The organism is Kitasatospora sp. NPDC127060, from assembly GCF_042724935.1.
Classification (GTDB): Bacteria; Actinomycetota; Actinomycetes; order Streptomycetales; family Streptomycetaceae; genus Kitasatospora.
On record NZ_JBHXEG010000022.1, the window covers coordinates 41,871 to 64,868 of the forward strand.

The 22,998-nt window shown below is 73.6% G+C and carries 21 protein-coding genes; 10 read left to right on the top strand and 11 right to left on the bottom strand.

Annotated features, from left to right (window positions below; genetic code table 11):
* Both ACFWIS_RS15135 and ACFWIS_RS15140 read right to left on the bottom strand, forming a co-directional pair.
* Positions 1–1,218, bottom strand: coding sequence for an IS110 family transposase (locus ACFWIS_RS15135; protein ID WP_380456039.1), 1,218 nt, complete (start codon positions 1,216–1,218; stop codon positions 1–3).
* A gap of 319 nt (positions 1,219–1,537) precedes the next feature.
* Positions 1,538–2,509 carry an alpha/beta hydrolase gene (locus ACFWIS_RS15140; RefSeq protein WP_380455980.1) on the bottom strand — a complete coding sequence of 324 codons (972 nt, stop codon included), beginning with the start codon at positions 2,507–2,509 and terminating at the stop codon, positions 1,538–1,540.
* A 163-nt stretch (positions 2,510–2,672) separates the two neighbouring features.
* On the opposite strand from ACFWIS_RS15140, the gene ACFWIS_RS15145 reads away from it, so the two are divergent.
* Positions 2,673–3,326: a TetR/AcrR family transcriptional regulator gene (locus tag ACFWIS_RS15145; RefSeq protein ID WP_380455982.1), complete on the top strand. Its 654-nt coding sequence runs from the start codon at positions 2,673–2,675 to the stop codon at positions 3,324–3,326.
* Positions 3,327–3,496: 170 nt separating this feature from the next.
* Here the strand turns inward: ACFWIS_RS15145 and ACFWIS_RS15150 are convergent, their stop codons facing one another.
* Positions 3,497–4,246, bottom strand: coding sequence for a hypothetical protein (locus ACFWIS_RS15150; protein ID WP_380455985.1), 750 nt, complete (start codon positions 4,244–4,246; stop codon positions 3,497–3,499).
* A gap of 177 nt (positions 4,247–4,423) precedes the next feature.
* The gene (locus ACFWIS_RS15155; protein ID WP_380455987.1) at positions 4,424–5,389 is read right to left on the bottom strand and encodes an Lrp/AsnC family transcriptional regulator; all 966 of its coding nucleotides are present in this window, start codon (positions 5,387–5,389) and stop codon (positions 4,424–4,426) included.
* Between the two features lie 127 nt (positions 5,390–5,516).
* Here ACFWIS_RS15155 and ACFWIS_RS15160 point away from each other — a divergent pair, with 127 nt between their 5' ends.
* A complete protein-coding gene (locus ACFWIS_RS15160) occupies positions 5,517–7,004 on the top strand; it encodes an FAD-dependent monooxygenase (protein ID WP_380455989.1) in 1,488 nt (495 codons plus the stop codon).
* A 59-nt stretch (positions 7,005–7,063) separates the two neighbouring features.
* Here ACFWIS_RS15160 and cynR read toward each other — a convergent pair whose 3' ends face one another.
* A complete protein-coding gene (cynR, locus tag ACFWIS_RS15165; RefSeq protein ID WP_380456042.1) occupies positions 7,064–7,975 on the bottom strand; it encodes a transcriptional regulator CynR in 912 nt (303 codons plus the stop codon).
* Positions 7,976–8,100: 125 nt separating this feature from the next.
* On the opposite strand from cynR, the gene ACFWIS_RS15170 reads away from it, so the two are divergent.
* The 4 genes from ACFWIS_RS15170 to ACFWIS_RS15185 all read left to right on the top strand — a co-directional run bounded on the left by ACFWIS_RS15170 (position 8,101) and on the right by ACFWIS_RS15185 (position 10,268).
* Entirely contained in the window at positions 8,101–8,691 is a 591-nt protein-coding gene (locus ACFWIS_RS15170) for a carbonic anhydrase (protein WP_380455991.1), read from the top strand.
* A 108-nt stretch (positions 8,692–8,799) separates the two neighbouring features.
* On the top strand, positions 8,800–9,270 hold the full coding sequence (cynS, locus tag ACFWIS_RS15175) for a cyanase (RefSeq protein WP_380455993.1): 471 nt from the start codon (positions 8,800–8,802) through the stop codon (positions 9,268–9,270).
* Positions 9,271–9,344: 74 nt separating this feature from the next.
* Positions 9,345–9,854 (top strand): nucleoside deaminase, encoded by a 510-nt coding sequence (locus tag ACFWIS_RS15180; RefSeq protein WP_380455995.1) that lies wholly within the window; start codon positions 9,345–9,347, stop codon positions 9,852–9,854.
* 6 nt (positions 9,855–9,860) lie between these two features.
* Positions 9,861–10,268: an NUDIX domain-containing protein gene (locus ACFWIS_RS15185; RefSeq protein WP_380455997.1), complete on the top strand. Its 408-nt coding sequence runs from the start codon at positions 9,861–9,863 to the stop codon at positions 10,266–10,268.
* A 28-nt stretch (positions 10,269–10,296) separates the two neighbouring features.
* On the opposite strand, the gene ACFWIS_RS15190 is transcribed toward ACFWIS_RS15185, so the two are convergent.
* Positions 10,297–10,680, bottom strand: coding sequence for a hypothetical protein (locus ACFWIS_RS15190; protein WP_380455998.1), 384 nt, complete (start codon positions 10,678–10,680; stop codon positions 10,297–10,299).
* A gap of 133 nt (positions 10,681–10,813) precedes the next feature.
* Between ACFWIS_RS15190 and ACFWIS_RS15195 the strand changes: the two genes are divergently transcribed.
* Together ACFWIS_RS15195 and ACFWIS_RS15200 are read left to right on the top strand one after the other, a co-directional pair.
* Positions 10,814–11,416: a TetR/AcrR family transcriptional regulator gene (locus ACFWIS_RS15195; protein WP_380456001.1), complete on the top strand. Its 603-nt coding sequence runs from the start codon at positions 10,814–10,816 to the stop codon at positions 11,414–11,416.
* A 27-nt stretch (positions 11,417–11,443) separates the two neighbouring features.
* On the top strand, positions 11,444–12,430 hold the full coding sequence (locus ACFWIS_RS15200) for an alpha/beta hydrolase (RefSeq protein ID WP_380456004.1): 987 nt from the start codon (positions 11,444–11,446) through the stop codon (positions 12,428–12,430).
* Positions 12,431–12,515: 85 nt separating this feature from the next.
* On the opposite strand, the gene gndA is transcribed toward ACFWIS_RS15200, so the two are convergent.
* A complete protein-coding gene (gndA, locus tag ACFWIS_RS15205; RefSeq protein WP_380456006.1) occupies positions 12,516–13,967 on the bottom strand; it encodes an NADP-dependent phosphogluconate dehydrogenase in 1,452 nt (483 codons plus the stop codon).
* A 549-nt stretch (positions 13,968–14,516) separates the two neighbouring features.
* Between gndA and ACFWIS_RS15210 the strand changes: the two genes are divergently transcribed.
* Entirely contained in the window at positions 14,517–16,154 is a 1,638-nt protein-coding gene (locus ACFWIS_RS15210) for an alkaline phosphatase family protein (protein ID WP_380456009.1), read from the top strand.
* 17 nt (positions 16,155–16,171) lie between these two features.
* Here ACFWIS_RS15210 and ACFWIS_RS15215 read toward each other — a convergent pair whose 3' ends face one another.
* On the bottom strand, positions 16,172–17,218 hold the full coding sequence (locus tag ACFWIS_RS15215; RefSeq protein WP_380456012.1) for a YihY/virulence factor BrkB family protein: 1,047 nt from the start codon (positions 17,216–17,218) through the stop codon (positions 16,172–16,174).
* Between the two features lie 414 nt (positions 17,219–17,632).
* Here ACFWIS_RS15215 and ACFWIS_RS15220 point away from each other — a divergent pair, with 414 nt between their 5' ends.
* Complete coding sequence (locus ACFWIS_RS15220; RefSeq protein WP_380456045.1) at positions 17,633–18,427, top strand: NAD-dependent epimerase/dehydratase family protein; 795 nt, start codon at positions 17,633–17,635, stop codon at positions 18,425–18,427.
* Positions 18,428–18,790: 363 nt separating this feature from the next.
* On the opposite strand, the gene ACFWIS_RS15225 is transcribed toward ACFWIS_RS15220, so the two are convergent.
* The 3 genes from ACFWIS_RS15225 to ACFWIS_RS15235 form a co-directional block, all read right to left on the bottom strand.
* Positions 18,791–19,546 (bottom strand): 2OG-Fe(II) oxygenase, encoded by a 756-nt coding sequence (locus tag ACFWIS_RS15225; protein ID WP_380456014.1) that lies wholly within the window; start codon positions 19,544–19,546, stop codon positions 18,791–18,793.
* Between the two features lie 147 nt (positions 19,547–19,693).
* Complete coding sequence (locus tag ACFWIS_RS15230) at positions 19,694–21,418, bottom strand: putative Ig domain-containing protein (RefSeq protein ID WP_380456017.1); 1,725 nt, start codon at positions 21,416–21,418, stop codon at positions 19,694–19,696.
* Positions 21,419–21,639: 221 nt separating this feature from the next.
* Positions 21,640–22,875, bottom strand: coding sequence for a M20 family metallopeptidase (locus ACFWIS_RS15235; RefSeq protein ID WP_380456047.1), 1,236 nt, complete (start codon positions 22,873–22,875; stop codon positions 21,640–21,642).
* Between the last annotated feature and the right edge of the window lie 123 nt (positions 22,876–22,998).

Here is a 22,998-nt window from a genome sequence, read left to right on the forward strand (position 1 = left end):
TCACGCGGCGAGAGCGTGGGCCCGCTGAGACCAAGCTGTCGCCTCGTCGTACGGTGTGCCGGTCTTGAGGCAGCCGTGCAGGATGCGGACGAGCCGGTTGGCGAGTTGGCGCAGGGCGGCGTTGAATTCGATGCCGCGGGCCCGTTGCTTCTCGTAGTAGGCCCTGGCACCAGGGGAGATCCGAAGCGCGGAGAAGGCCTGGGCGATCAGCGCGTCGATGAGCCGGTCGTTTCGGACGTGCCGGGCGGTCACGACCTTCTTCCTGCCGGAGGCGCGGGTGATCGGGCTGGTGCCGGCGTAGTTCTTGCGGGCCTTGGCGCTGGCGTAACGGTGCGGATCGTCGCCGAATTCTGCGAGGATCCGGGCGCCGAGTATCGGGCCCAGCCCGGGCTGGGAGCGGATGATCTCAGCGTTGGGGTGCCGGCCGAAGTAGTCCTCGACCTGCCCGTGCAGGAAGTTGACCTGCTCGTTCAAGGTGACCAGCAGCGCGACAAGAGCGCGCACCGAGTCGGAGCAAGCCGCCGTCACAGCGGCGGGCTGGCCCAGGTGCTTGGCGCGCAGTACGGCCTGGATCTTTGCGGCCTGGTCGGCGATGTTGCGCCGGCGGGCGCGCTTGAGGGCCGCACTGATCTGTGTGGTCGTCAGCTTCGCTGCGACTACCGGGTCAGGTGCTTTGGCAAGCAGTTCCAAGACGTCGGGGGCGTCCAGGTCATCGAACGCCTCCAGGGCGGCGGGGAAGTAGTCGAGCAGGGCGTGCCGCAGCCGCTGCGTGGTGCGGGTCCGCTCCCAGATCAGGGTCTTGTGGGTTCGCGTTACCACCTTGACCGCTTCCGCGTCGGCGGTGTCCCCGGAGATCGGGCGCAGCTGGTGGGAGTCGGTGCGCACCATGTCGGCGAGCATGTGCGCGTCGGCCGCGTCACTCTTGACCCCCGACACCGCCAAGCGTTCCCGGTACCGGGAAGCCTGCAGCGGGTTGACTGCGTGCACCGTGTAGCCCGCGGCGATCAGCGCCTGCACCCCTGGGCCCCGGTCGGTCTCGATCCCGATCACCACCTCGGCCCTGCTGTCCTCGCCGAGCTCGGCGCCGATCATCGCGTGCAGCCGCTCGATTCCCGCGACGCCCTCCGGCAACCGGGCCTTGGACAACCGACGGCCCGCGGCGTCCATCAGCTCGACGTCGTGGTGGTCCTGGGCCCAGTCGTCCCCAACGAACAGCAACTCGTCCTCCGTCATCGACCTCGATCGGCAGTGGCCCGCAGGAGAACCATCAGCGACCTAATAAGGCTGTACTCACGCCGCAATCGGGCGGGCACGACATCCCATCAGCGATTTCGCTCCTGGCCGACCGGCGGGGGCACGATCTGTCAACAGGACTCGAAGTCCAGGGAACAAAGAGTGCTCACCTGCCAGCGGCTACCGGGCACCGAGTCTGCCGGATGGAGCCTCGGTAGGTCCTATTAGGGAACGGCAGTACACCGTCGAAGTCCGCCTGGTCCCTGGGCCGTACCGCCTTCGCCTCCCCGCCGGTGAGGACCCGTCACGCCGCCAGGGCCGCGCGGAGGAACCGGAGGATCTCCGACTGGGCGGCCTCGGCCTGCGGTTCGATGCCGGGCAGGGTGAGGAACGCGTGCCTGGCGCCCGGGAATTCGGAGAGCCGCACGGGAGTCCCGGCCGCGTGCAGCCGCTCGGCGTAGCGGCGGCCGTGGTCGGCGACCGGATCATGGGTGGGCACCACCACCAGCGCCGGGGCGAGGGCGCCCAGGTCGTCCGCGTGCAGCGGGGAGACGGCGCCGGCGTCGGTTCCCGGCGGGACGGCGAGCCGCTGGAAGAGTCGCAGCTGCGGCAGGGCCAGGGTCGAGGTGTGTCCGTGCTCGGCCATGGACGGGTGGTCGAACATCGTCCCGGTGACGTCGGTCACCGGGTTGACCAGGACCTGAGCCTTGAGTTCCAGGCCGGCCGTCCTGGCCCGGAGGGCCGTCAGGGCGCTGATCAGCGCGCCGCAGCTCTCGCCGAACACGGCCGTGCGGGCCGGATCGACGCCCCACCGCGCGGCGTTCCGCACCACGTGGTCGAGTACGTCCCAGCCGTCGGCGGCGGCGTTCGGGAGCGGATCGGCGGGGGCGAGGAGGCGGTGCTCGACCGAGACGACGAGTGCGGGCAGCCGGGCGGCGAGGTGGCTGCTGGTCCAGTCGCACTGCGCCGCCGTGCCCACGAAGCCGCCACCGTGGACGTGGATCACGAGCGGCAGGGCGGTCCGGGCGCCGGCCTCGCCGGCCTCACTGCCCTCGACCAGGGCTGGTCGGTACACCCGGACCGGGAGGTCGCGGTCGGGCAGTGCCAGCCGCTGCCACTCGATGGCGGCGCCCGGGTGCGGTTCTCCGAGGACGGCTCGCGCCGGGGCGGAGGCCCGGAAGCGGTTCTCCGCCTCGCGGTAGGCGATCAGTTCCTCGGTCGTGATCGTCTCGAAGTCCGGCTCCAGCGGTCGTGCCGCGGTCGTGTTCTCGCTCATGTGCCCTGCTCCCCCTCCCGGCTTGCTGCCGGGTGTCGTCACGGTTGGACGGACGCGATGCCCTCATTATGCACGCACCGCGTGCAACGACAAGTGCATACGTTAGGCTCAGCCCGGACGGGAGACGGGGCGGGAGAACGAGACGAGAGACGAGAGGGACGAGATGACCGGCCGCAGGCGATGGTCGACCGAGGAGATCCTGGACACCGCGGCCACGCTGCTGCGCGCGGGTGACGCCGAGTCGTTCAGCGTGCGCAAGCTCGCCGCGACCCTGGGGACCGACTCCTCCAGCCTCTACCGGCACTTCCGCAACAAGACCGAACTGCTGCGCGCGGTCGCCGACCGGGTCCTGCTGGCCACCATGGACGGTCACCGCCCCGAGGGCGACTGGAAGCAGCGCGTCACCGCCCTGGCCCTGCGCCTGCGGGAGGCCTTCGGTGAGCAGCCCCAACTCGCCGCGATCTGGGGGCACTACGGCTCCGGCGGTACCGGATCCCGGCTGGTCATGGAGGAGTTGCTCCAGGCCCTGCGCGCCTCCGGCCTGCCCGACCGGGAGATCCCGGAGCGCTACCACCGCCTGGTGATCCTGCTCGCCGCGCTGATCTCCTCCGAGGGCGGCATCAGCACCATCACCCCCGAGGAGTACCAACAGGGCATGGAGCAGTTCCGCGTCGCCGTGCTAGGCGCCGACCCCGAACACTTCCCGGCCCTGGCCCACTTCGCCCGCGACATCCGACCCCTCGGCGCGGACCGCCGCACCGCCTTCGAGGAGATCCTCGCCGCCCAACTCGCCCACATCGAGGCCCGGATCCCCTGAGGTGCCCGACCCCCTGACGTACCGGATCCCCTGACGTACCGGACCGTCGGGCGCGTCGACGGCCCCTGGTGCGACTCGGCGGGCCCGGCCTCGACGAGGACGAGCCCGCCGGCGGGCTCGGGGTGGGCGGCGGCGGTTCCGCGGCGCCCGGCTCCAACGGTCGGGAACGGCTACGGCCGGTACCGGTCGGCGAGGTCGCCGTAGCCGCCCGCCGTCCAGACGGTCCGGCGGAAGTCCGCGAGGCCGAGCGCGCCGGTGCCCTGGCCGGCGGTGGGCGGGAAGTACGCGGTGCCGCAGCGGGCGCAGTACCAGGCCTGGTTCCAGAGCCGCTCGGCCTGCGGCCGGCCCGCCAGGTGCCGGCGCCGGGCGAGGAACAGGGCGATCGCGCCTGCCCCCAGGGCGATCGTGACGGCCAGGAGCAGGTACGACACCAGGAGCACGGTCGGCGTACCGGTCGCCTCGGCGAGCGGGGCCGCCGGGTGCGTGGCCGGGGAGGCGGGGGTGGGCTTGGGGCCGAAGCCCGGGAGCTCGGTGGGCAAGTCGTTCGGGAACCCCGGGTGCTTGGTCACCCAGTCCGGCGGCGAGAGGTCGGGCTCGTGGTGGACGGACGCGTTGCGGTTCGACATGCCCGTGGTGAAGGTGGCGACCGTCCCGAACAGCGTCAGGATGCCCAGGACCAGCAGCGTTTGGAACGCCGTGGTGAAGGTCGGCGGCGCGGGCGCCAGGGCGCGGCCGAGGGCGGAGACCTCCTCACGGGTCTCGGTGCGGCCGTCGCGGCCGGAGCTGCGTACGGTGACCTTCCGCCGCTCGTCCAGGTGGACGGCCGGCACGCTGCGGACCTGGTCGGTGAGCGCGCAGCTAGGACAGGGCGTCAGGGCGCCGTGCGGCGCTGGCGCGGGTACGGCGTCGTTGATCGGCATGTGTGAAGTCCCCCCGGTGGTACGACAGTCGGGCGACCGTTCGTATCCGGGGGGACGCCGCCGCACAGCCTCCGGTTGCAGCCCGTTTCGCGGGTGTCCGGGCACTCGGCATCCGGGTGTCCGGCCGACGGTCTCGGCATGCGGTGACGCCGCAGTGGCCCCGGACGGGGACGGCGGCTACACCCGGTTCGCGGCCTGCTTGAGCGTCCGGATCACCGGCGCCGTCTCGACGTGGGTGACGGCCGGCAACGCGGCGACCCGGGTGGTGAGGTAGCGGTACAGGGCCCGCTGGTCGGCGCAGAGCACGCTGGCGTAGAGGTTGGTCGGGCCGGTGGTGGCGCAGGCGAAGGCGACTTCGGGGTGCCCGGCCAGGGTTTCGCCGGCCTCCGCCAGGTGCGGGGGCGCGACCGAGAGCCACAGCAGGGTCCGGCTGCCGATGCCGAGCAGGCGCGGGTCGCAGTCGAGGTCCAGGTAGAGCACGCCGTGTTCGCGCAGCTCGGTCATCCGGCGCCGGACGGTCGTGGGCGACCAGCCGGTCACCGTGGCCAGTTGCTCGAAGCCGGCGCGGCCGTCGGCGGCCAGGGCGGCGAGCAGCCGGCGGTCGCCGTCGTCGAGCCGTACCGGGCCGGGGCGGTGCGTCAGCGGGGGCGGGCGCAGCGCCTCGACGGCCGTCGCGTCCAGCGGGCCGAGTTTGGCGATCAGGTTGTCCGGCCCGCCGTAGAAGGAGTGCAGGACGGAGTGGGCGCTCACGCCCTCGACGCGCGGGGTGCGGGGGAGCCGGGAAAGCAGCAGGGCCTCGCTGTCGGCGTCGGTCTCGGTGCGGACGCTGCAGGTGATCTCCGTGCCGCCGGAGGAGAGGCTCACCCAGGAGGTGTCGGGGCGTCGGGCGAGCGCCTCGGCGACCGCGATCGAGGCGTTGGGTGCGCAGCGCACCCGAAGCAGCCAGAGCACCGCGCCGAGCGCGGTCGGGTCGACGCCGCCGAGCACCCGCAGCGCGCCGGTGGCACGCAGTGCGGCGTAACGGCGGGCGATGGTGCGGTCCGACACCCCGAGGGCGGCGGCGATCGTGCTGAACGGGGCCCTGCCGTCGATCTGCAGGGCGTGGACGAGACGGCGGTCCAGCTCGTCGTAGTCGGATTCCACCGTGCCGAGGGTAGTCGGTGTCGGATACCGGCACCAGCGGGCTCGTTACTGGCTCAACACCCCTCGGCGGACGGAGCGTTGTCCCCGGTCGGCGGGATCAGCCGACCGACCGAACCAGGGAGGAACCATGGACACCGACACCGACACCGACGTACTCGTGGTCGGCGCTGGCCCCACCGGGATGACCGCGGCCGGTGAACTGCTGCTGGCGGGGGTGAGGACGGTACTGGCCGACCGGCTGCCGGGGCGCAGCACCCTGTCCCGGGCGGGCGGCGTGCAGACCCGCACGCTGGAGGCGCTCGACCAGCGCGGCCTGCTGGCGCCGCTGCTGGCCACCGGGGAGCACCCGGTCGGCGGCAGCCACTTCGCGGGCATCCCGCTGGCGCCCGTCCCGACCCCCGGTGCCGAGGACGGCCGGACCGCCTTCCGCCCCCGGCAGCCCTGGCGCTCCGTCCCCCAGGCCGAACTGGAGGCCTTCCTCGAACGGCACCTCGCCGATCAGGGCCTCCACGTCCGGCGCGACCACGAACTGGTCGGCCTCGCCCAGGACGAGGACGCCGTCACCGCGACCTTCGCCGACGGCCGTGCCGTCCGCGCCCGGTACCTGGTCGCCGCCGACGGCGCTCACAGCACGGTGCGGACCCTGCTGAAGGCTGAATTCCCGGGCCAGGCAGGCACCTTGACCACCATCGCCGCCGATGTGCGGCTGAGCGGGGCCGACGGCCTGCCGACCCACCACCGCAGCGCCGACGGTGCCTGGGCGGGGGTGTTCCCGCTCGGCACCGACGGCCGGGGCCGGCCGCTGCGCCGCCTCGCCATGGGCGGACCGGGCCGGTCGCTGCCCAGGGACGTGCCGATCACCGAGGACGAGATCCGGGACGGTCTGCGCGCCGTGTTCGGAGAGCGGGTGCAGCTGCTCGAACTCTGCCACGCCCGCCGGATCACCAACGCGGCCCGGCAGGCCGCCGAGTACCGGCACGGGCGGGTGTTCCTGGCCGGCGACGCCGCCCATGTGCACCTCCCGCTCGGCGCCCAGGGCATGAACGGCGGGATGCAGGACGCCTTCAACCTCGGCTGGAAGCTCGGCGCCGCGGTCCGGGGCTGGGCACCGGAGGGGCTGCTCGACAGCTACCACACCGAGCGCCACCTGGCCGGGACGTTGGCGCTGCGCAACGTCCAGGCGCAGAGCCTGCTGATGGACTGGGTGGGCGCCCGCGACCCTGAGGTGCTGGCCACCCGGGAGGTCTTCGTCGAGCTGCTCGAACTGCCTGACGCACGGCGGCACTTGGACGCCGTGATGTCCGGGACGGCCATCCGCTACCCGATGCCGGACACCGGCGCCCACCCGCTCCTCGGGCGGCCCGTGCCGGACGCCGACCTCGGTGCGGTCCGGGTGCACGAGCTGCTGCGGTCCGGGCGCGGCGTGCTGCTCGACCCCGAGGACTCCCTCGCCGGGTCCGCCGCCCCCTGGTCGGACCGGGTGGACCGGGCCGGGCGGGGCGCGCCCGTCGAGCCGATGCTGATCCGCCCGGACGGCCACGTGTGCTGGGTGGGTACCCCGGCGACCCTGCGGCCGGCCCTGGCCCGCTGGTTCGGCGCGCCGTCGGCCGGCTGAGCGCGGGTCGGGCCCGTCGGCCGACTGAACGGGGGTCGGGCCCGCCGGCCGTCCGCTGGTCAGGCGGCCGGCGGGTATCCGCGGGTGCGGACCAGGTCGTGGACGAGGTCGGTGAAGGCGCGGGTGGCGGCGCTGCGGTAGGCGTCGGAGCGGTGCAGCAGGGTGACGGTGCGGGTGGGGAGCGGCGGGTCGAGCGGGATCCGGGCGAGCCGGGGGTGGTCGTGGGTGACGGCGTCCGGCAGCACGGTGGCGAGCGGGGTGCGCTGGACGACCTCGGTGAGGGCCTGGACGGAGTTGGCCTCGACGGCGATGCGCGGGCTGACGCGGTGCTGGGCGAAGTAGGCGTCGATGTGCCCCCGGGTGGCGAAGTCGCCGCTGAGCAGGGCGAGTCGGCGCTCGCCGAGGTCCCGCAGGGGGAGCGGATCGGGAAGCGGGTCCGCCGGAAGCGTGTCGACGCCGGTGACCAGGGTGAGGGTCTCGGTGAACAGGTCGGTGCCGGTGACGCCGGGCAGGTGCGGCCCCCGAAAGGCGATGCCGAGGTCGAACTCGTCGGTGAGCAGGCCGGCTTCGATGCCGTCCTGGCTGCTCTCCCGCACGGTCAGGCCGATGCCGGGGTGCCGGGTGTGGAGTCCGGCGGCGAGCGGGCCGACGAGGTAGGCCGTGAAGGTGGGGGTGACGCCCAGGCGTAGCTGCCCGCGCGAGAGGTCCTGGACGTCGTGGACGGCGCGTTCGGCGGCGGCGAGGTCCCGTAGCGCGCCGCGGGCGTGGTGGGCGTACGCCTGGCCGGCGTCGGTGAGGCGCACGGTGCGTCCGGTGCGGTCCAGCAGTTGGGTGCCCAGGGTCCGTTCGAGCTGCTTGATCTGCTGGGACAGCGTGGGCTGGGAGACGTGCAGCTCCTCGGCGGCGCGGGTGAAGTTGCCGTGGTCGGCCACGGCGAGCAGGTAGCGCAGGTGGCGCAGTTCCAGGGCCATGGTCGAACTATAGACCGCATCGATGGATGCCATCGGTAGCAGCTCTTGGACGCTATAGCAGCAGGTCATGCACAGTGGATCTCGCCAGGCCCCACCGGCCCGGCGCCACGAGAGGGAGTGATTCCATGCGTGACTTCGCCGAGGGCATCGCGCACTTCCAGCGGGACGTCTTCCCCGCCAAGGAAGAGCTCTTCGCCCACCTGGCCGCCCACCACAGCCCGCACACCCTGTTCATCGGCTGCTCCGACGCCCGCGTCGTACCGGAGCTGATCACCGGGTCGGAGCCGGGCGAGCTGTTCGTCATCCGCACCGCCGGCAATCTGGTGCCCGCGTACACCCCCGGCGCCGACGGGGTCACCGCCAGCATCGAGTACGCCGTCGCCGCCCTGGGCGTCCGGGACATCGTCGTCTGCGGGCACTCCGCCTGCGGGGCGATGACCGCCCTCGCCCACGGCCACGACCTCAGCGGGGCCCCGGCCGTCGCCGACTGGCTTCGGCTCGCCGACGCCTCGGTGGCGCGGACCGCCACCGCCGGGGACGTCCCCGCCCTGGTGCGGCACAACGTGCTCGCCCAGCTGGCGAACCTGGCCACCCACCCCGCCGTCGCCCGCGCCCTGGCCGAGCGGACGGTCGCCCTGCGCGGCTGGGTCTTCGACATCGCCACCGGGCGCGTCGAGGACCTCACCGCCGCCGACCGGGCCGCGCTCGCGGCCTGACCTCCCAGGCCCCCAGGCCCCCGGGCCGCCCCGTCCGCGCGGCCCGGAACCCCTCGACCCGCGCGCTCCGCACCACCGCGAAGCGCCCACCACCCGAAGGAGCCCCTCATGGTGCACGCCCAGTTCGACCCCACCGCACGCCAGGCGCTCGCCGTCGCCGCCGTCGATGCCAAGACCCGCAGGGACCTCACGTGGCAGCAGATCGCCGACGTCTCCGGCCTGTCGGTGGCCTTCACCACCGCAGCCCTCCTCGGCCAGCACGCCCTGCCGAAGACCTCCGCCGAGGCCGTCGCCGGGCTGCTCGGCCTGGACGAGGACGCGGTGCTGCTGCTGCAGACCATCCCGACCCGAGGCTCGATCCCCGGCGGCATCCCCACCGACCCGACCATCTACCGCTTCTACGAGATGCTCCAGGTCTACGGGACCACCCTCAAGGCCCTCGTCCACGAGGAGTTCGGCGACGGCATCATCTCCGCGATCAACTTCAAGCTGGACGTGAAGAAGGTCGCCGACCCCGAGGGCGGCGAGCGCGCCGTCATCACCCTGGACGGCAAGTACCTGCCGACCAAGCCGTTCTGACCCACGCCTGCTCATCGGTGGGGCGGGCCGCCGCCCCCCCCACCTCCCCCTCACCCGACCCGGAAGAGGCCACCGTGGACTTCGCCCAGCGCGCCATCGACATCGCCCGCCAGAACGTCGCCGAGGGCGGCCGTCCGTTCGCGACCGTCATCGTCAAGGACGGCCGGATCCTCGCCGAGAGCGCCAACAAGGTCGCCCAGACCAACGACCCCACCGCGCACGCGGAGATCCTCGCCATCCGCGAGGCCTGCACCGAGCTCGGCACCGAGCACCTGACCGGCACCACCATCTACGTGCTGGCCCACCCCTGCCCGATGTGCCTGGGGTCGCTCTACTACTGCTCGCCGGACGAGGTGGTCTTCCTCACCACCCGCGACGCCTACGAGCCGCACTACGTCGACGACCGCAAGTACTTCGAACTCGCCACCTTCTATGACGAGTTCGCCAGGCACTGGGACGAGCGCCGGCTGCCGATGCGGTACGCGCCGAGCGAGGACGCGGTCGACGTCTACCGCCTCTGGCAGCACCGCAACGGCGGCGAACACCGCGTCGCGGGCGCCCCGACCGGCCCGAGCGCGGGCTGAGGCCCGATGCCCGACGTGATCGAGAAGGTGGCCTGGATCCGGCTCGACGACGGTCGGCTCCTCGCCACCCGCACCCACCGCCGCGAGCTGTACTACCTGCCCGGCGGCAAGCCCGAGCCCGGCGAGACCCACCCCCAGGCCCTCGTCCGCGAGATCCGGGAGGAGCTCGGCGTCACCCTGGACCCGGCCACCGTCCGGCCGCTGCTGACCATCGAGGCCCCGGCCGACAACAGGCCGGCCGGCACCCTGGTCCGCACCACCTGCTACACCGCCGAACACGCCGGCACCCCCACCCCGTGCGGCGAGATCGCCGAACTCGCCCGTCTCACCCACGGCGACCACCCCCGCGCCAGCCCCACCACCCGCACTGCCCTCGACCACCTCGCCGCCACCGGCCACCTCCTGCGCTGGTAGGTCGCCGGCCCCAACCGCCCGCCCGGGCTCAGCGTGCGGAGAGCCCGGGTGAGCTGCCGTAGTCGACGCAGAACCCGCAGTCACAGCCGGTCAGGGAGTTGGCCTGACAGTGGGCGGTGGGGAAGTGCCGACCGGCGCAGGGCCCGGGGGCGACGGGGGCACCGTCCTCGGGCAGGGTGCGTCGGCACGCGCCGCAGTCGACGACGACCGGCACACCCACCCGGCGCAGCTCCCGCGCGGCCGGGCCGGCCAGCTCGAACGGGACGTCCGACAGGAGGACGGCCGTCCCGGAGTCCAGCGCCACGCCACTGCGCCACAGGCTGAGTCCGGTCACCACACGGACCGCTCTGAGGCGTGCCGCACCGCGCGGTGAGGCACCGGCGAGCCGCACGGTGAACTGCGGGTCTTCCATGACCACTCCCCGTCGACAGGCACCACATCTGACGGGCAGTCAAGTTGCCGTGCGGCCCGCTGGGCAACCGGTTTTCGCACCGGGTTCCAGCGAACCGGTGCCGCCGAAGTAAACGGATACGTACACTCGGCACATGCGTACGACGACTGCCGCACCTCGACCGCGCGGGCGCGGGGGCCGGGAACGCATCCTGGCCGCCGCGGCCCGGCTGTTCGCGGCCCAGGGGATCAACGCGACCGGGATGGAACAGGTCGCGGAGGAGGCGCCGGTCTCCAAGCGCACGCTCTACGCGCACTTCCGGACCAAGGGGGAGCTGGTGATCGCCCACCTGGAGGACCTCGTGGCGTCCGGTGCCACCCTGGAGGGCGTGCTGAACCGCGCGGACCTCCCGCCGCGGGACCGGATCCTCGGGCTGTTCGACCTACCCGCCGCACCCGCCGCGCCCGCCGCCCCGGTGCGCGGATGCCCGTTCATCGACGCCGCTGCGGAGTTCCCGGACCCGCAGAGCATCGTCCACTCCTACGCCCGGGAGCAGAAGCTGAGGATGCTCCCGCTGGTCACCGCGCTGGTCGAGGAGCTCGGCTGCCGGGAGCCCGCCGCCCTCGCCGAACAGCTGGTCACCCTCGCGGACGGGGCGGCCAGCCGTGCCATGGTGCTCGGCGAGGCGGACTACGGCCGGCACGCGCGAGCGGCGGCGGAGGTGCTCCTCGAACGCGCTCTGCGACCAACGAACTGACGACAGCTCGAGCGAGGGGGAGTGGCGATGACGGACGGTTCGGCAGTCCGGCGGGTGCCACCGCTGGATCCGCAGGTGCGGACGGCGGTGGAGGCCGCCGGTGGGCGGGCGCGGGAGGTGCTCACCCCGGAGGGCCTGGCGGCCTGGCAGCGGCGGGACGCGGCCGCCCGTCCCCGGCCGACGTTGGAGCGGCTGCGGGACGGCGGCCGGTTCGAGGCGACGGAGCTGCGGGTGCCGGGGCCGGAGGGTGACGTCACCCTGGTCAGTGCCCGCCCCGCGGGCGTCGGCGAGCCGCTGCCGCTGCTGTACTACCTGCACGGCGGCGGCATGGTGACGGGCAACGCGTGGTCCGTCCTGCCGCGGTTGCTGCGCTCCTGGGCGCTGCCGCTGGGGCTGGCGGTGGTGTCCGTGGAGTACCGGCTGGCACCGGGAACCCGCTTCCCGGGCGCGATCGAGGACTGCTACGCCGGGCTCGGCTGGGTGGCCGAGCACGCGGAGGAGCTGGGCATGGACGCCCGGCGCCTGGTCATCGGCGGCAAGAGCGCCGGCGGCGGGCTCGCCGCGGCGCTGGCCCTGCTCGCCCGGGACCGCGGCGGCCCGGCGGCGATCGGCCAGCTGCTGCTGAGCCCGATGCTGGACGACCGGGGCGACACCTTCTCCAGTCACCAGATGGCCGGCCACGACACCTGGGACCGCGCCTCCAACGCCACCGCCTGGCAGGCCGTGCTCGGCGACCGGTACGGCGCCGCCGACCTCCCGCCCTACGCGGCCCCGGCCCGTGCCACCGACCTGTCCGGGCTGCCCGCCACGTACCTCGACGTGGGCTCCGCCGAGACCTTCCGGGACGAGGGCGTCGGCTACGCCAACGCGATCTGGCGGGCGGGCGGCCGGGCCGAACTGCATGTGTGGCCCGGCGCCTGCCACGGGTTCGACACCCTCGCCCCGGAGGCGGCCGTCGCCCGGGACGCCGAGGAGGCCCGCACCCGCTGGCTGCGGCGCGTCCTCCGGGGCTGAAACCCCGGGCTCGCCGACGCCCCGCTGTCCGGCTGCGCCCCGCTGTCCGGCTGCACCCGGTGCCCGGCTGCGTCCCGCTGCCCGACTACGCCCCGGTGTCCGTCCGCTCCTCGGGGCGGTCGGGCTCGGCCCAGCGGGTGTGGTAGCTGCCCGGCCGGTCGGTGCGGCGGTAGGTGTGGGCGCCGAAGAAGTCGCGCTGCCCCTGGACCAGGGCGGCGGGCAGGTGCTCGCTGCGCAGGGTGTCGTAGTAGGCGAGGGCGGCGGAGAAGGCCGGCACCGGGATGCCGTGCTGGGCGGCCCCGGCGACGACCGTGCGCCAGGCCGCCTGGGCGTCGGCGATCTCGGTGGCGAACTGCTTCTCGGCGAGCAGGCTGACGAGGTCGGGGTTGTCGGCGTGGGCGGCCCGGATCCGGTCGAGGAAGGCGGCCCGGATGATGCAGCCGCCGCGCCAGATCTTCGCCACCGCGCCGAGGTCGATGTCCCAGCCGTACTCGGCCGCCGCGTCGCGGATCATGGTCCAGCCCTGGTCGTAGGCGATGACCTTCGACGCGTACAGGGCCTGCTCGACGTCCCGGGTGAAGCGGTCGGCCTCGTGCGGGCGCATCTCGTGCACGGTGCCGCCGGGCAGCGGGCGGTAGGCGGCGCGCAGCTCGGCCCGGGAGGAAGCGACCCGGGCGAAGGTGGCCTGGGCGATGGCGGTGACCGGGGAGCCGAGGTCCAGGGCGGTCTGCACGGTCCAGCGTCCGGTGCCCTTCTGCTCCGCGGCGTCCTGGACGATGTCGACGAAGGGCTTGCCGGTGTCGGAGTCGGTGTGGGCGAGGACCTCGGCGGTGATCTCGATCAGGTACGAGTCCAGGCGCCCCTGGTTCCAGTGCCTGAAGATCTCGGCGATCTCGGCGGGGGCGTAGCCGCCGACCTCCCGCAGCAGGTGGTAGGCCTCGGCGATGAGCTGCATGTCGGCGTACTCGATGCCGTTGTGCACCATCTTCACGAAGTGCCCGGCGCCGTCGGTGCCGATGTGGGTGCAGCACGGCTCGCCGTCCACGTGGGCGCTGATCTTCTCCAGCATCGGGCCGAGCACGGTGTAGGACTCGGCGGAGCCGCCGGGCATGACCGAGGGGCCGAGCAGGGCACCCTCCTCGCCGCCCGAGACGCCGCTGCCGACGAAGTGGATGCCGCGCTCGCGCAGCGACCTCTCGCGGCGCCGGGTGTCGGCGAAGTGGGCGTTGCCGCCGTCGATGATCATGTCGCCCGGTTCCAGCAGCGGGGCGAATTCCTCGATCACCTCGTCGGTGGGTCCGCCGGCCTTCACCATGATCAGCAGCCGGCGCGGACGCTCCAGCGCGGCCACGAAGTCCTGCGGCGACTCCGCCGGGACGAACCGGCCCTCGTGGCCGAACTCCTCGACCAGGGCCCGGGTCCGGGCCGGGGTGCGGTTGTGCACCGCGACCGTGTAGCCGTTGCGGGCGAAGTTCCGAGCCAGGTTGCGGCCCATGACCGCCAGCCCCGTCACGCCGATCTGTGCGGATGCGTCCATGACCTGATTGCTTCCTTCCTCGGAGCTTCCGGAGAGCCCGCGGGCTCCTGACCGGGTCTCACGGGCCTCGAGTCTCGTGCCTCGCACCGCGCAGGGAAAGACCGCCCCGGGCGGTCGGACTACAGGATCGCCGCCGGACGGTGCGTGGCGCCCGGGCAGTTAGCCCGTTCGGGGTGCGCGCCGTCCCGCTCCGCGGTGCCGCACGCGGTGCCGCACGCGGTGCCGCCCCGTACGGGTGGTACGAAGCGCCGCACGCAGGACCGCACGCAGGACCGCACGCAGGACCGCACGCAGGACCGCACGCAGGACCGCCCAGGCCCGAGCACCGGGCCGCACGCAGGCCGGAGCGCCGGGCCGCACTGGCCGCGCCCGTCGTCCAAGCACCATGGCAGCGCCACGAGTTGGTGAGGTCACGGTAAAATCGCGCCGCTCTCCGGGCCGGAGTCCGGAGTTGTTCATGTGCCGGCCGCCACCGGTACACCGGGGCCTCCCACCCTGGGGGGCGCACCGCCGCCGCCACTTCCCCTCCCCCCTCCACAGGAGACCTCTGTGACCCGTCGTTATGTCCGGCTGGCCGCCACCATCGGCGCCGCCGGAGTGCTGGCCGGATCCACCGTCGCCCAGGCCGCCGCCGCCGAGGAGGGCCGCGGCGCCCGCGCCGCGCACGTCCTGCTGGTGTCGGTCGACGGCCTGCACCAGGCGGACCTCGCCCGGTTCGTGGCCGAGCACCCGCAGTCGGCGCTCGCCCGGCTGGTCCGCGGCGGTGTGGAGTTCACCCACGCCAGCACCACCGACCCCTCGGACTCCTTCCCCGGCATGGTCGCCCAGCTGACCGGCGGCGGCCCGGGCACCACCGGCGTCTACTACGACGACACCTACGACGCCGCGCTGCTCCCGGCCGGCACCACCGACTGCGAGAGCGCCAAGCCCGGCGTCGAGGTGGACCTCACCGAGGACCTGGACAAGAACCAGGACGCCCTCGACGCCGGCCAGGGCCTGCCCGGCCTGCCCGGCTCCATCCTGCGGATGACCGGCCGCCCGCAGACCCTGATCGACCCGGCCAAGCTGCCCGTCGACCCCGACACCTGCCGGCCGGTCTACCCGCACTCCTACCTCCAGGTGAACACCGTCTTCGAGGTGGCCCGCCAGGCCGGGCTGCGCACCGCGTGGTCGGACAAGCACGCCGCTTACGACATCCTCAACGGCCCCTCGGGTGAAGGCATCCAGGACCTCTTCACCCCCGAAATCAACAGCAAGGCGACCGGCTACAAGGGCGACTGGACCAAGGACAACCAGGCCACCGAGCAGTACGACTCCTACAAGGTGCAGGCCGTCCTCAACCAGATCGACGGCTACGACCACGGCCGCGCGCAGCTGGTCGGCACCCCGGCGGTGTTCGGCCTGAACTTCCAGTCCGTCTCCACCGCGCAGAAGCTCGCCAGCTCCCAGGGACTGCGGGGCGGCTACGTCGCCAAGGGCGTGCCCGGCCCGCTGGTGGAGAAGAACCTGGCGTACGTCGACCAGCAGATCGGTGCGCTGACCGCCGAACTGCGCAAGCAGCACCTGGACGGTTCCACCACCGTCATCCTCTCCGCCAAGCACGGCCAGTCCCCGACCGACCCGGCCGCGCTCGAGCGGATCGACGACGGTCCGCTGCTGGACGGCCTCAACGCTGCCTGGAAGGCCGCCCACCCGGGTGCCGGCGACCTGGTCGCCCACGCCGTGGACGACGACGGCGTGCTGCTCTGGCTGAACGACCGCTCCGCGACCGCCACCGGGTTCGCCAAGGACTACCTGCTGGCGCAGCACGGCAACGGCGTCGACATCGACGGCAAGCCCCGCCCCTTCACCGAGAGCGGCGTGCAGAAGATCTACGCCGGCGACGAGGCCGCCGACCACTTCGGCGTCGACCCGGGCGACCCCCGGGTTCCGGACGTCTTCGGCGTCGCCCAGTACGGCGTCGTCTACACCGGCGGCAGCAAGATCGCCGAGCACGGCGGCGCCCACCCCGACGACCTCGACGTCCCGCTGGTGGTCTCCGGTGCCGCGACCCCGGACGGCGTCCGCCGGGACGAGAAGGTCGAGACCAAGCAGATCGCGCCGACCATCCTCAAGCTGCTCGGCCTCCGGCCGAACGCCCTGGAGGCCGTCCGCGAGGAGCACACCCGGGTGCTGCCGGTCCGTTGACGACCGGAGCGCGGGTGTCAGGCCGCCGATGACGGCGGGGGAGCGGTGCCCCCGTCGTCGTCCCGCGCCTCCGGGGCGTCGCCGTCGGTGAAGGAACCGTCGGTGAAGGAACCGTCGGTGAAGGCGACGTCGACCTGCTGCTCCGGGCGGCGCTCCTCCTGCCGGGCGATGGCGCTCAGCACCTGTTCGTCGGCGTCGGTCAGCGGCGGCTGGAGCAGACTGCGCGGCCACAGCCGACGCGCCAGCACGACGTTCGCCTCGGCGGCGTACACCGTGATCTGCGCGGCCAGGTAGATCCAGGCGAGCAGGCCGATCACGGTCGCGAAGAACCCGTAGACCTGGCCGGCGTGTCGCAGCTCGTGCACGACCAGCAGCGATCCGAACGCCTGGAGGAGGGTGAACAGCGGCCCGGCGAGCAGGCAGCCCGGCCGCAGGGCGCGGGTCGGCACCCCGCGGGGCGTGAGCACCCGGAAGCAGGCCAGGCACAGGGCGGCGTTCAGCAGAGCGGAGACCACCAGTCCGCCGATCCGGGCCGCCGTACCGCCGAGCGAGACGGTGACCAGCGAGGCCGCCCCGGTGCCCAGCGCCACGCCGACGCCGAGCACCGCGAGCAGCAGCAGACTGCGGGCCAGCCGCGGCCAGTAGCCCGGCCGGCGCACGCCCGGGACGTTCCAGATCTCGGCCATCGCGTGCTGGAGCACCTGGGCGATGCCGAGCGCGCCGTACAGCAGGAACAGCGCGCCGACGGCCAGTGCGAACCCGCTGCCCTGGAGCGAGTGGACGTTCTGGCGGAGCTGGTCGCCGATGATCGGGAAGTCGGCGAGCGCCGAGTCGAGGACGGACCGCTGCGCGCCGGGGTTCCCGTGCAGGACGAAGCCGAGCACGGTGCTGAACAGGAGCAGCAAGGGGATCAGCGCGAGGAAGCCGTAGTAGCTGACGAGCGCGGCGAGCAGCCCGCCCCGGTCGTCGCCGTATTTCTTGACCACTCCGAACACCACGGCGGTGGGCCGGTGGCGCTGCTGGAAGCGGTCCACCGATCGCAGAGCGCGTTCGACCGGGTTCATGCCGTCCTCCTCCGCGTCGTGCCGTGTGCGGACCCGGTCACCGAACGGCCCGCGTGGACGCGTCTGCCCGGCCTGCCGACCGGTACGCACCCGGAGCGCCATGCGACCGTTACGCCCCCGCGGTGGTGCTCCGCACGGCCGGTGCCCCTTCGTTCGTCCGCCAGGCCGTGAGCGGTGGACGCGCGGGCCGGGGCCGCGGCTCTGTGCCACGGGGATCCCGGTCGGGACGCCGGCCGCCCCTGCGGTCGATCGGGCGGGGCGTGGGCCGGGCGGGCGTGGGACGGGGCGGCCGTGGGACGGCCCGAATATTGCCGCGAGCCCTGGCCCCGCGTCAGGTATCGTCGCTCGTCGCCGAGTTCGCCTGCGTGGACCCGGCGACGAGCCGTCGATCAATCATGGGAGAACCACGGAATGGTGAACCAGCCCCGCCTGGTCCTGCTCACCGGCGCCGCCGGCCGCATCGGCAGCTGCCTGCGCGAGCTGCTGCCCGCCTACGGCTACCGGCTGCGCTGCTTCGACCGCCTCCCGGTGCCCGGCGAGCCCGACGCGATCACCGCCGAGCTGGGGGACGCCGAGGCGCTCGCGGCGGCGACGGAGGGCGTCGACGCCGTGGTCCACCTGGCCGGGATCCCGGGAGAGGCGCCGTTCGCCGACATCCTGGCCGCCAACATCGACGGCACCTACCGGCTGTACGAGGCCGCCCGGGCCGCAGGTGTGCACCGGATCGTCTTCGCCAGCAGCAACCACGCGACCGGCTTCACCGAGCGGCCCGCCGACGGCAGCGCCGTGTCGGTGGACGCCCCGCAGCGGCCCGACACCTACTACGGGCTCTCCAAGTGCTTCGGCGAGGACCTCGCCTCGCTGTACGCCGACCGGCACGGGATGGAGACCGTCTCGCTGCGCATCGGCTCCTTCACCCCCGCGCCCCGCAGCATCCGGATGCTCTCCACCTGGCTCAGCCCCGGCGACTGCGCCCGCCTGGTGCACGCCGCCCTGACCGGCCCGGTGACCGGCCACACCGTCGCCTACGGCATCTCCGCCAACACCCGCGCCTGGTGGGACCTCTCCACCGCCCGGGCCCTCGGCTACCGGCCGCAGGACGACGCCGAGGTTTACGCCGAGAAGCTGATCGCCGAACTGGGTGAACTCGCCCCGGACGACCCGGAGCACCGCTACCTCGGCGGTGCTTTCACCCGAGCCGGGCGCTGACCGGCGTCCGCGGCCCGGGCGCGGCTACGGGTCGCCGTCCCCGGCGGCGTCGAGGAGGGTCCGCCCCAGTTCCCGCGGTGTGGAGAACATCGGCCGGTGACCGGTGGCCGGTGTCCGGTCGGTGGTCGGCGGCCTCGTCGCCGGTGTAGGTCTTCGGCGCGCCGCTCGTCGGTGCGGGCTGCGGTCGGTAGCCGGCGGCGAGGGCGTGTCGGGCGGACGGGCAGTCGAGGCGCCCGTAGACGGGGCGCGCCGGTGGCCGCCGAGGGTGCCGGGCCGGCTGCTGGGGTGGGCGAGGCCGTCCGGGCCGGCCGGGCGGTAGGTCCGTGCCGCGGACGGCGAATCGGGGTCGGTCATGGTGCGGCCTCAGGCGTCGTGGAAGACGAGCCCGAGGGCGTGCCGGAGGCCCGAGCGCACGGTGCTCACGCCGTGGCGCACCGGGCCGGCGGAGAAGCCCCGAGTGGAGCGGACGGGCCGGTCCCGGGTGGTGAAGACCAGGCCGTGGCCCTGCCGGAGGACGGTGGCGGTGCCGCGGGACTGGGCCCGGGGGCGCTGCTCGACGAGGAGGAACTCGCCGCCGGTGTAGTCGGTCCCGGGTTCGTCGAGTCCGATGACGACCTGGAGCGGGAAGACGAGGTCGCCGAAGAGGTCGCGGTGCAGCGCGTTCCAGTCGCCGGCCCGGTAACGCAGCAGGATCTGCGAGGACTTGGCCTGTCCGGCCGCGTGGCACCGCTCTACCCACTCGTCGAGGGTGTCGGGCCAGGGCGCGGGCCGGCCGAGCTGCTCGGCCCAGCCGCGGGCGATGGTGAGCAGCCGTGGGTAGAGGGCCTGGCGCAGGGCGTGGACGGGCTCGGGCAGCTCGTGGGTGAAATACCGGTACTGGCCGGAGCCGAAGCGGTGCCGGGCCATGTCCACGGTGCTGCGGAACAGCTCGTCGTGCTCGTACAGGGTGGCCAGGTCGCGGCACTCCGGGCCGCTGAGGAGCTGCGGGGTGAGCGCGCAGCCGTGGGCGTCGAGCTCCTCGGTGAGGGCCGGCCAGTCGGCCGCCTCGACGCGCTGCCGGGCCTGCGCGAGGGCGGCGGTGCCGGATCGGGTGCTCACGGGCGTCGTGCGGACGGTCATCGTTCTCGGTTCCTCACCGCGGTCCGTCGGGGTGGCCGCGTCGGACCCAGTCTGCGGCGCCGCGACGGCGCTGGCTGGCGGCTTTCGGACCAGGAGGTTCCGGCTGGGGTTGCCCTCCCCGGTGCGGGGAGGGCAACCGGTGTCGGGTCAGCCGACGTTGACGGCGGTGTCGTCGAGGACGAAGGAGGTCTGCTTGGTGTAGTCCTCGGCGCCGGTGAACTTGAGGGTGACGGTCTGGCCGGCGTAGGCGGCGAGGTCGAGGGTGTGCTGCTGGTAGCCGGCGGCGGCGTCGACGTTGGAGTAGGTCGCCAGGGTGGTGCCGTTGGCGGTCACGGTGAGCTTGTCGTACGCGCTGGTGGTGGGCTCGGCGGTGTCGACGTGCAGCCAGAAGCCGAGGGTGTAGGTGCTGCAGCCGGTCGGCAGGGTGACGGTCTGGGCGAGGGTGTCGGTGTTGGCGCTGCCGTAGCCGTCCAGCCAGACGTCGTAGCCGCCGGAGTGCGGGGGCTCGCTGGAGCTGCTGTTGATGGTGCTGCTGCCGCCGGTGTTGGTCTCCGTCCAGCCGGCCGTGGTGCCGGCCTCGAAGCCCGGGTTGGTGAGCAGTTGGGCGGCGGTGCAGCCGGTGCTGCCGCCGGTGGGCTGGACGGTCCAGGTGAAGGTGACGGAGGAGGAGGGGCCGGTGGAGTCGGTCGCGGTGGCCGTCACGGCGTACGTCCCGGCGGTGGTCGGGGTGCCGCTGATCTGGCCGGTGGTGCTGTTGAGGCCGAGGCCGGCGGGCAGGCCGGTGGCGCCGTAGCTCAGGGTGCCGCCGGCGGTGTCGGCGGCGGAGAGCTGGACGGTGGTGGCGGTTCCGACGGTGGCGGTCCGGGCGCCGGGGTTGCTGAGGGTGACGCTGCCGGTGGTGCCGCCGCCGCTGCCGGCGGCGAGCCAGGCGGTGGCGTTGAGGGCGAGGGCGGCGTCGGTGCCGGCCGGGTCGTTCCAGCCGTCGTAGACGGTCTTGCCGGGCTCGCCGGTGCCGTCGTCGATGGCGGAGCTGTCGCCCCAGATCGCGACCCGGCCCTTGCCGAAGCTGCTGGTGGCGAAGAAGGCGCCGGTGGTGCCGGAGTAGCCGGTGCGGTAGACGATGCCCTTGACGGTGGGGTTGTCGGCGGGCTTGAGGGTGAAGGTGGTGCCGTTGCGGATGATGCTGCCGGTGACGGTGCCGAAGGGGCCGTGCAGGACGGGGTCGGCGGCATCGTTGACGGCGGTCGGGTTGTCGGTCTGGATGTTGAGCAGGTCGACCGACAGGCCGAACGGGTCGTTGCTGTTGACCGAGTTGCTGGTCATCAGGTCGTTGATGATGGCGGGGGAATCCCAGCCGTCGTTGTTGCGGTCGCTCTTGGTGTGGTCGGAGACCAGGAAGAGTCCGCCGCCGTTCTGGACGAACGTCATGACCGCGGTCTTCTCGGCGTCGCTGAGCCGGATGTTCGGCTCGGGCAGCACGAACTCGTCGAAGTTGGCGAGGTCCAGCGCGCCACCGGTGCCGTAGGTGATGGTGGAGCCGCTCGGCAGGGTCTTGAGGCTGTACTGGCCGGTCTTCTGGAGGCCGACGCCCCAGCTGGAGATGGCGCCGGTCCAGTCGGTCTCGGACTGGGGGCTGGCGTTCTGGCCGAGCGGGTCCGGCTGGCTGGTGCTGATGATCCAGTCCGCGTTGCCGGCGGTCTCCGCCTTGCTGTTGTCGAACAGCACGCGGTGCTGGGTGGTCGTGGCGGCGGTGGTCGCGCTCTTCGCCGGGGCCGCGGCGGCCGGGTGGGGTGCGGCGCCCGCGCCGGCGAGCACCGTCAGGGCGGCGGCGCCGAGGGCGAGCGGACGTACCGCGTCGATGCGTCTGAACATGGGTCAAGTCCTCTGTGGTGTGGGGAAGTACAGGGGAGAGCTACGCGCGTAGGCGCGCAGACACGGTTCCATGATGGGGTAAGCGGCGTTTGAACGGAACGCGACGAATGAGATCTCCGCGCGGTGGCCCGTCACCGGCCGTGGTGCCCTGAGCAGCTGCGACACCGTCAGAGCACCGCGGGCACACCGAATCTCCTCGGCTGCCGACCGCTCTGGGGCGGTCATTCCCGGGCCAGCCGCCCCAGGGCCAGGCCGGCCAGCAGCGCGGCGCCGTCGGCGAGGACGCCGTCGTCGAACTCGGCGTCGGGGGAGTGGTTGTAGGGTGCGGTGAACGGGTCGCGGCCGTCGGCCGGCGTGGCTCCGAGCATCAGGTACGCCGTCGGCACGAGTGCGCTCACCACGCCGAAGTCCTCGGAGCCGGCGATCGGCTGGGGCATCTCGACGAAGCGTTCCGGCCCGAGCAGCCGGGCCGCCAGTGCGGCCGCGAACCCCGCCTCCACCGGGTCGTTGACGGTCACCGGGTAGCCGGGCTCCACCTCGGCGACCGCCTCCAGCCCGTGGGCCGCCGCGATCCCGTGGACCACCCGCAGCGCCTCGCGGTGCACCAGTTCGCGCGCGTGCGGCGAGAAGGAGCGGACGGTCGCCGAGAACCGCGCCTCGTCCGGGATCACGTTGGCGGCCGTACCGGCGCTCAGCGTGCCGACGGTGAGCACCACCGGGTCGAAGGCGTCGATCCGCCGGGTCACCATCGTCTGGAGGGCCAGCACCGCCTCGCACAGCGCTGGCACCGGGTCCAGTGCCGAGTGCGGGCTGGACCCGTGCCCGCCGCGCCCGCGCAGCGTGACCCGCAGGGTGTCGGAGGCGGCCAGCACCGGCCCCGGGCGGGTGGCGACCAGCCCGCCCGGCAGCATGGCGGCGGCCACGTGCAGCGCGTACCCGGCCACCACCCGATCCCCGGCCGCCTCCAGCACGCCCGCGTCCACCATCAGCTGGGCGCCGCCCGCCCCCTCCTCGCCGGGCTGGAACATCAGCACCACGTCCCCGGCCAGCCCGGCGCGCCGCTCGGCCAGCAGTCGGGCGGCACCGACCAGTGCGGCCATGTGCAGATCGTGCCCGCAGGCGTGCATCACGCCGGGGACGGTGGACGCGTACGGCACTCCCGCGCTCTCCTGGACGGGCAGGGCGTCCATGTCGGCGCGCAGCAGCACGGCCGGGCCGGGGCGGCCGCCGCGCAGCACGGCGGTGATCGAGCTCAGCCCGGTGCCGAGGGTGAGTTCCAGCGGCAGCCCGTCGAGCGCGGTGAGCAGTCGGTCGCGGGTCCGCGGCAGGTCCAGCGCGAGCTCCGGGTGCTGGTGCAACTCCCGCCGGAGCGCGACCAGTTCGGGCTGGAGGCGGGCGGCTTCGCGGGCGAGGTCGGGTAGTCCCAGCCGGTCGAGCAGGGTGACGGAGGTGGGCAGGTCGGACACGGGGCCTCCAGGGGGCGGACGGACTGTCTGGCTCGATGATCGGGGGTCGCCCCCGCCGTTCCGGGCAGGTTCACGGATCCGCCACCAGTCGGGCCGGAGCGCGGCCCCGTCCGG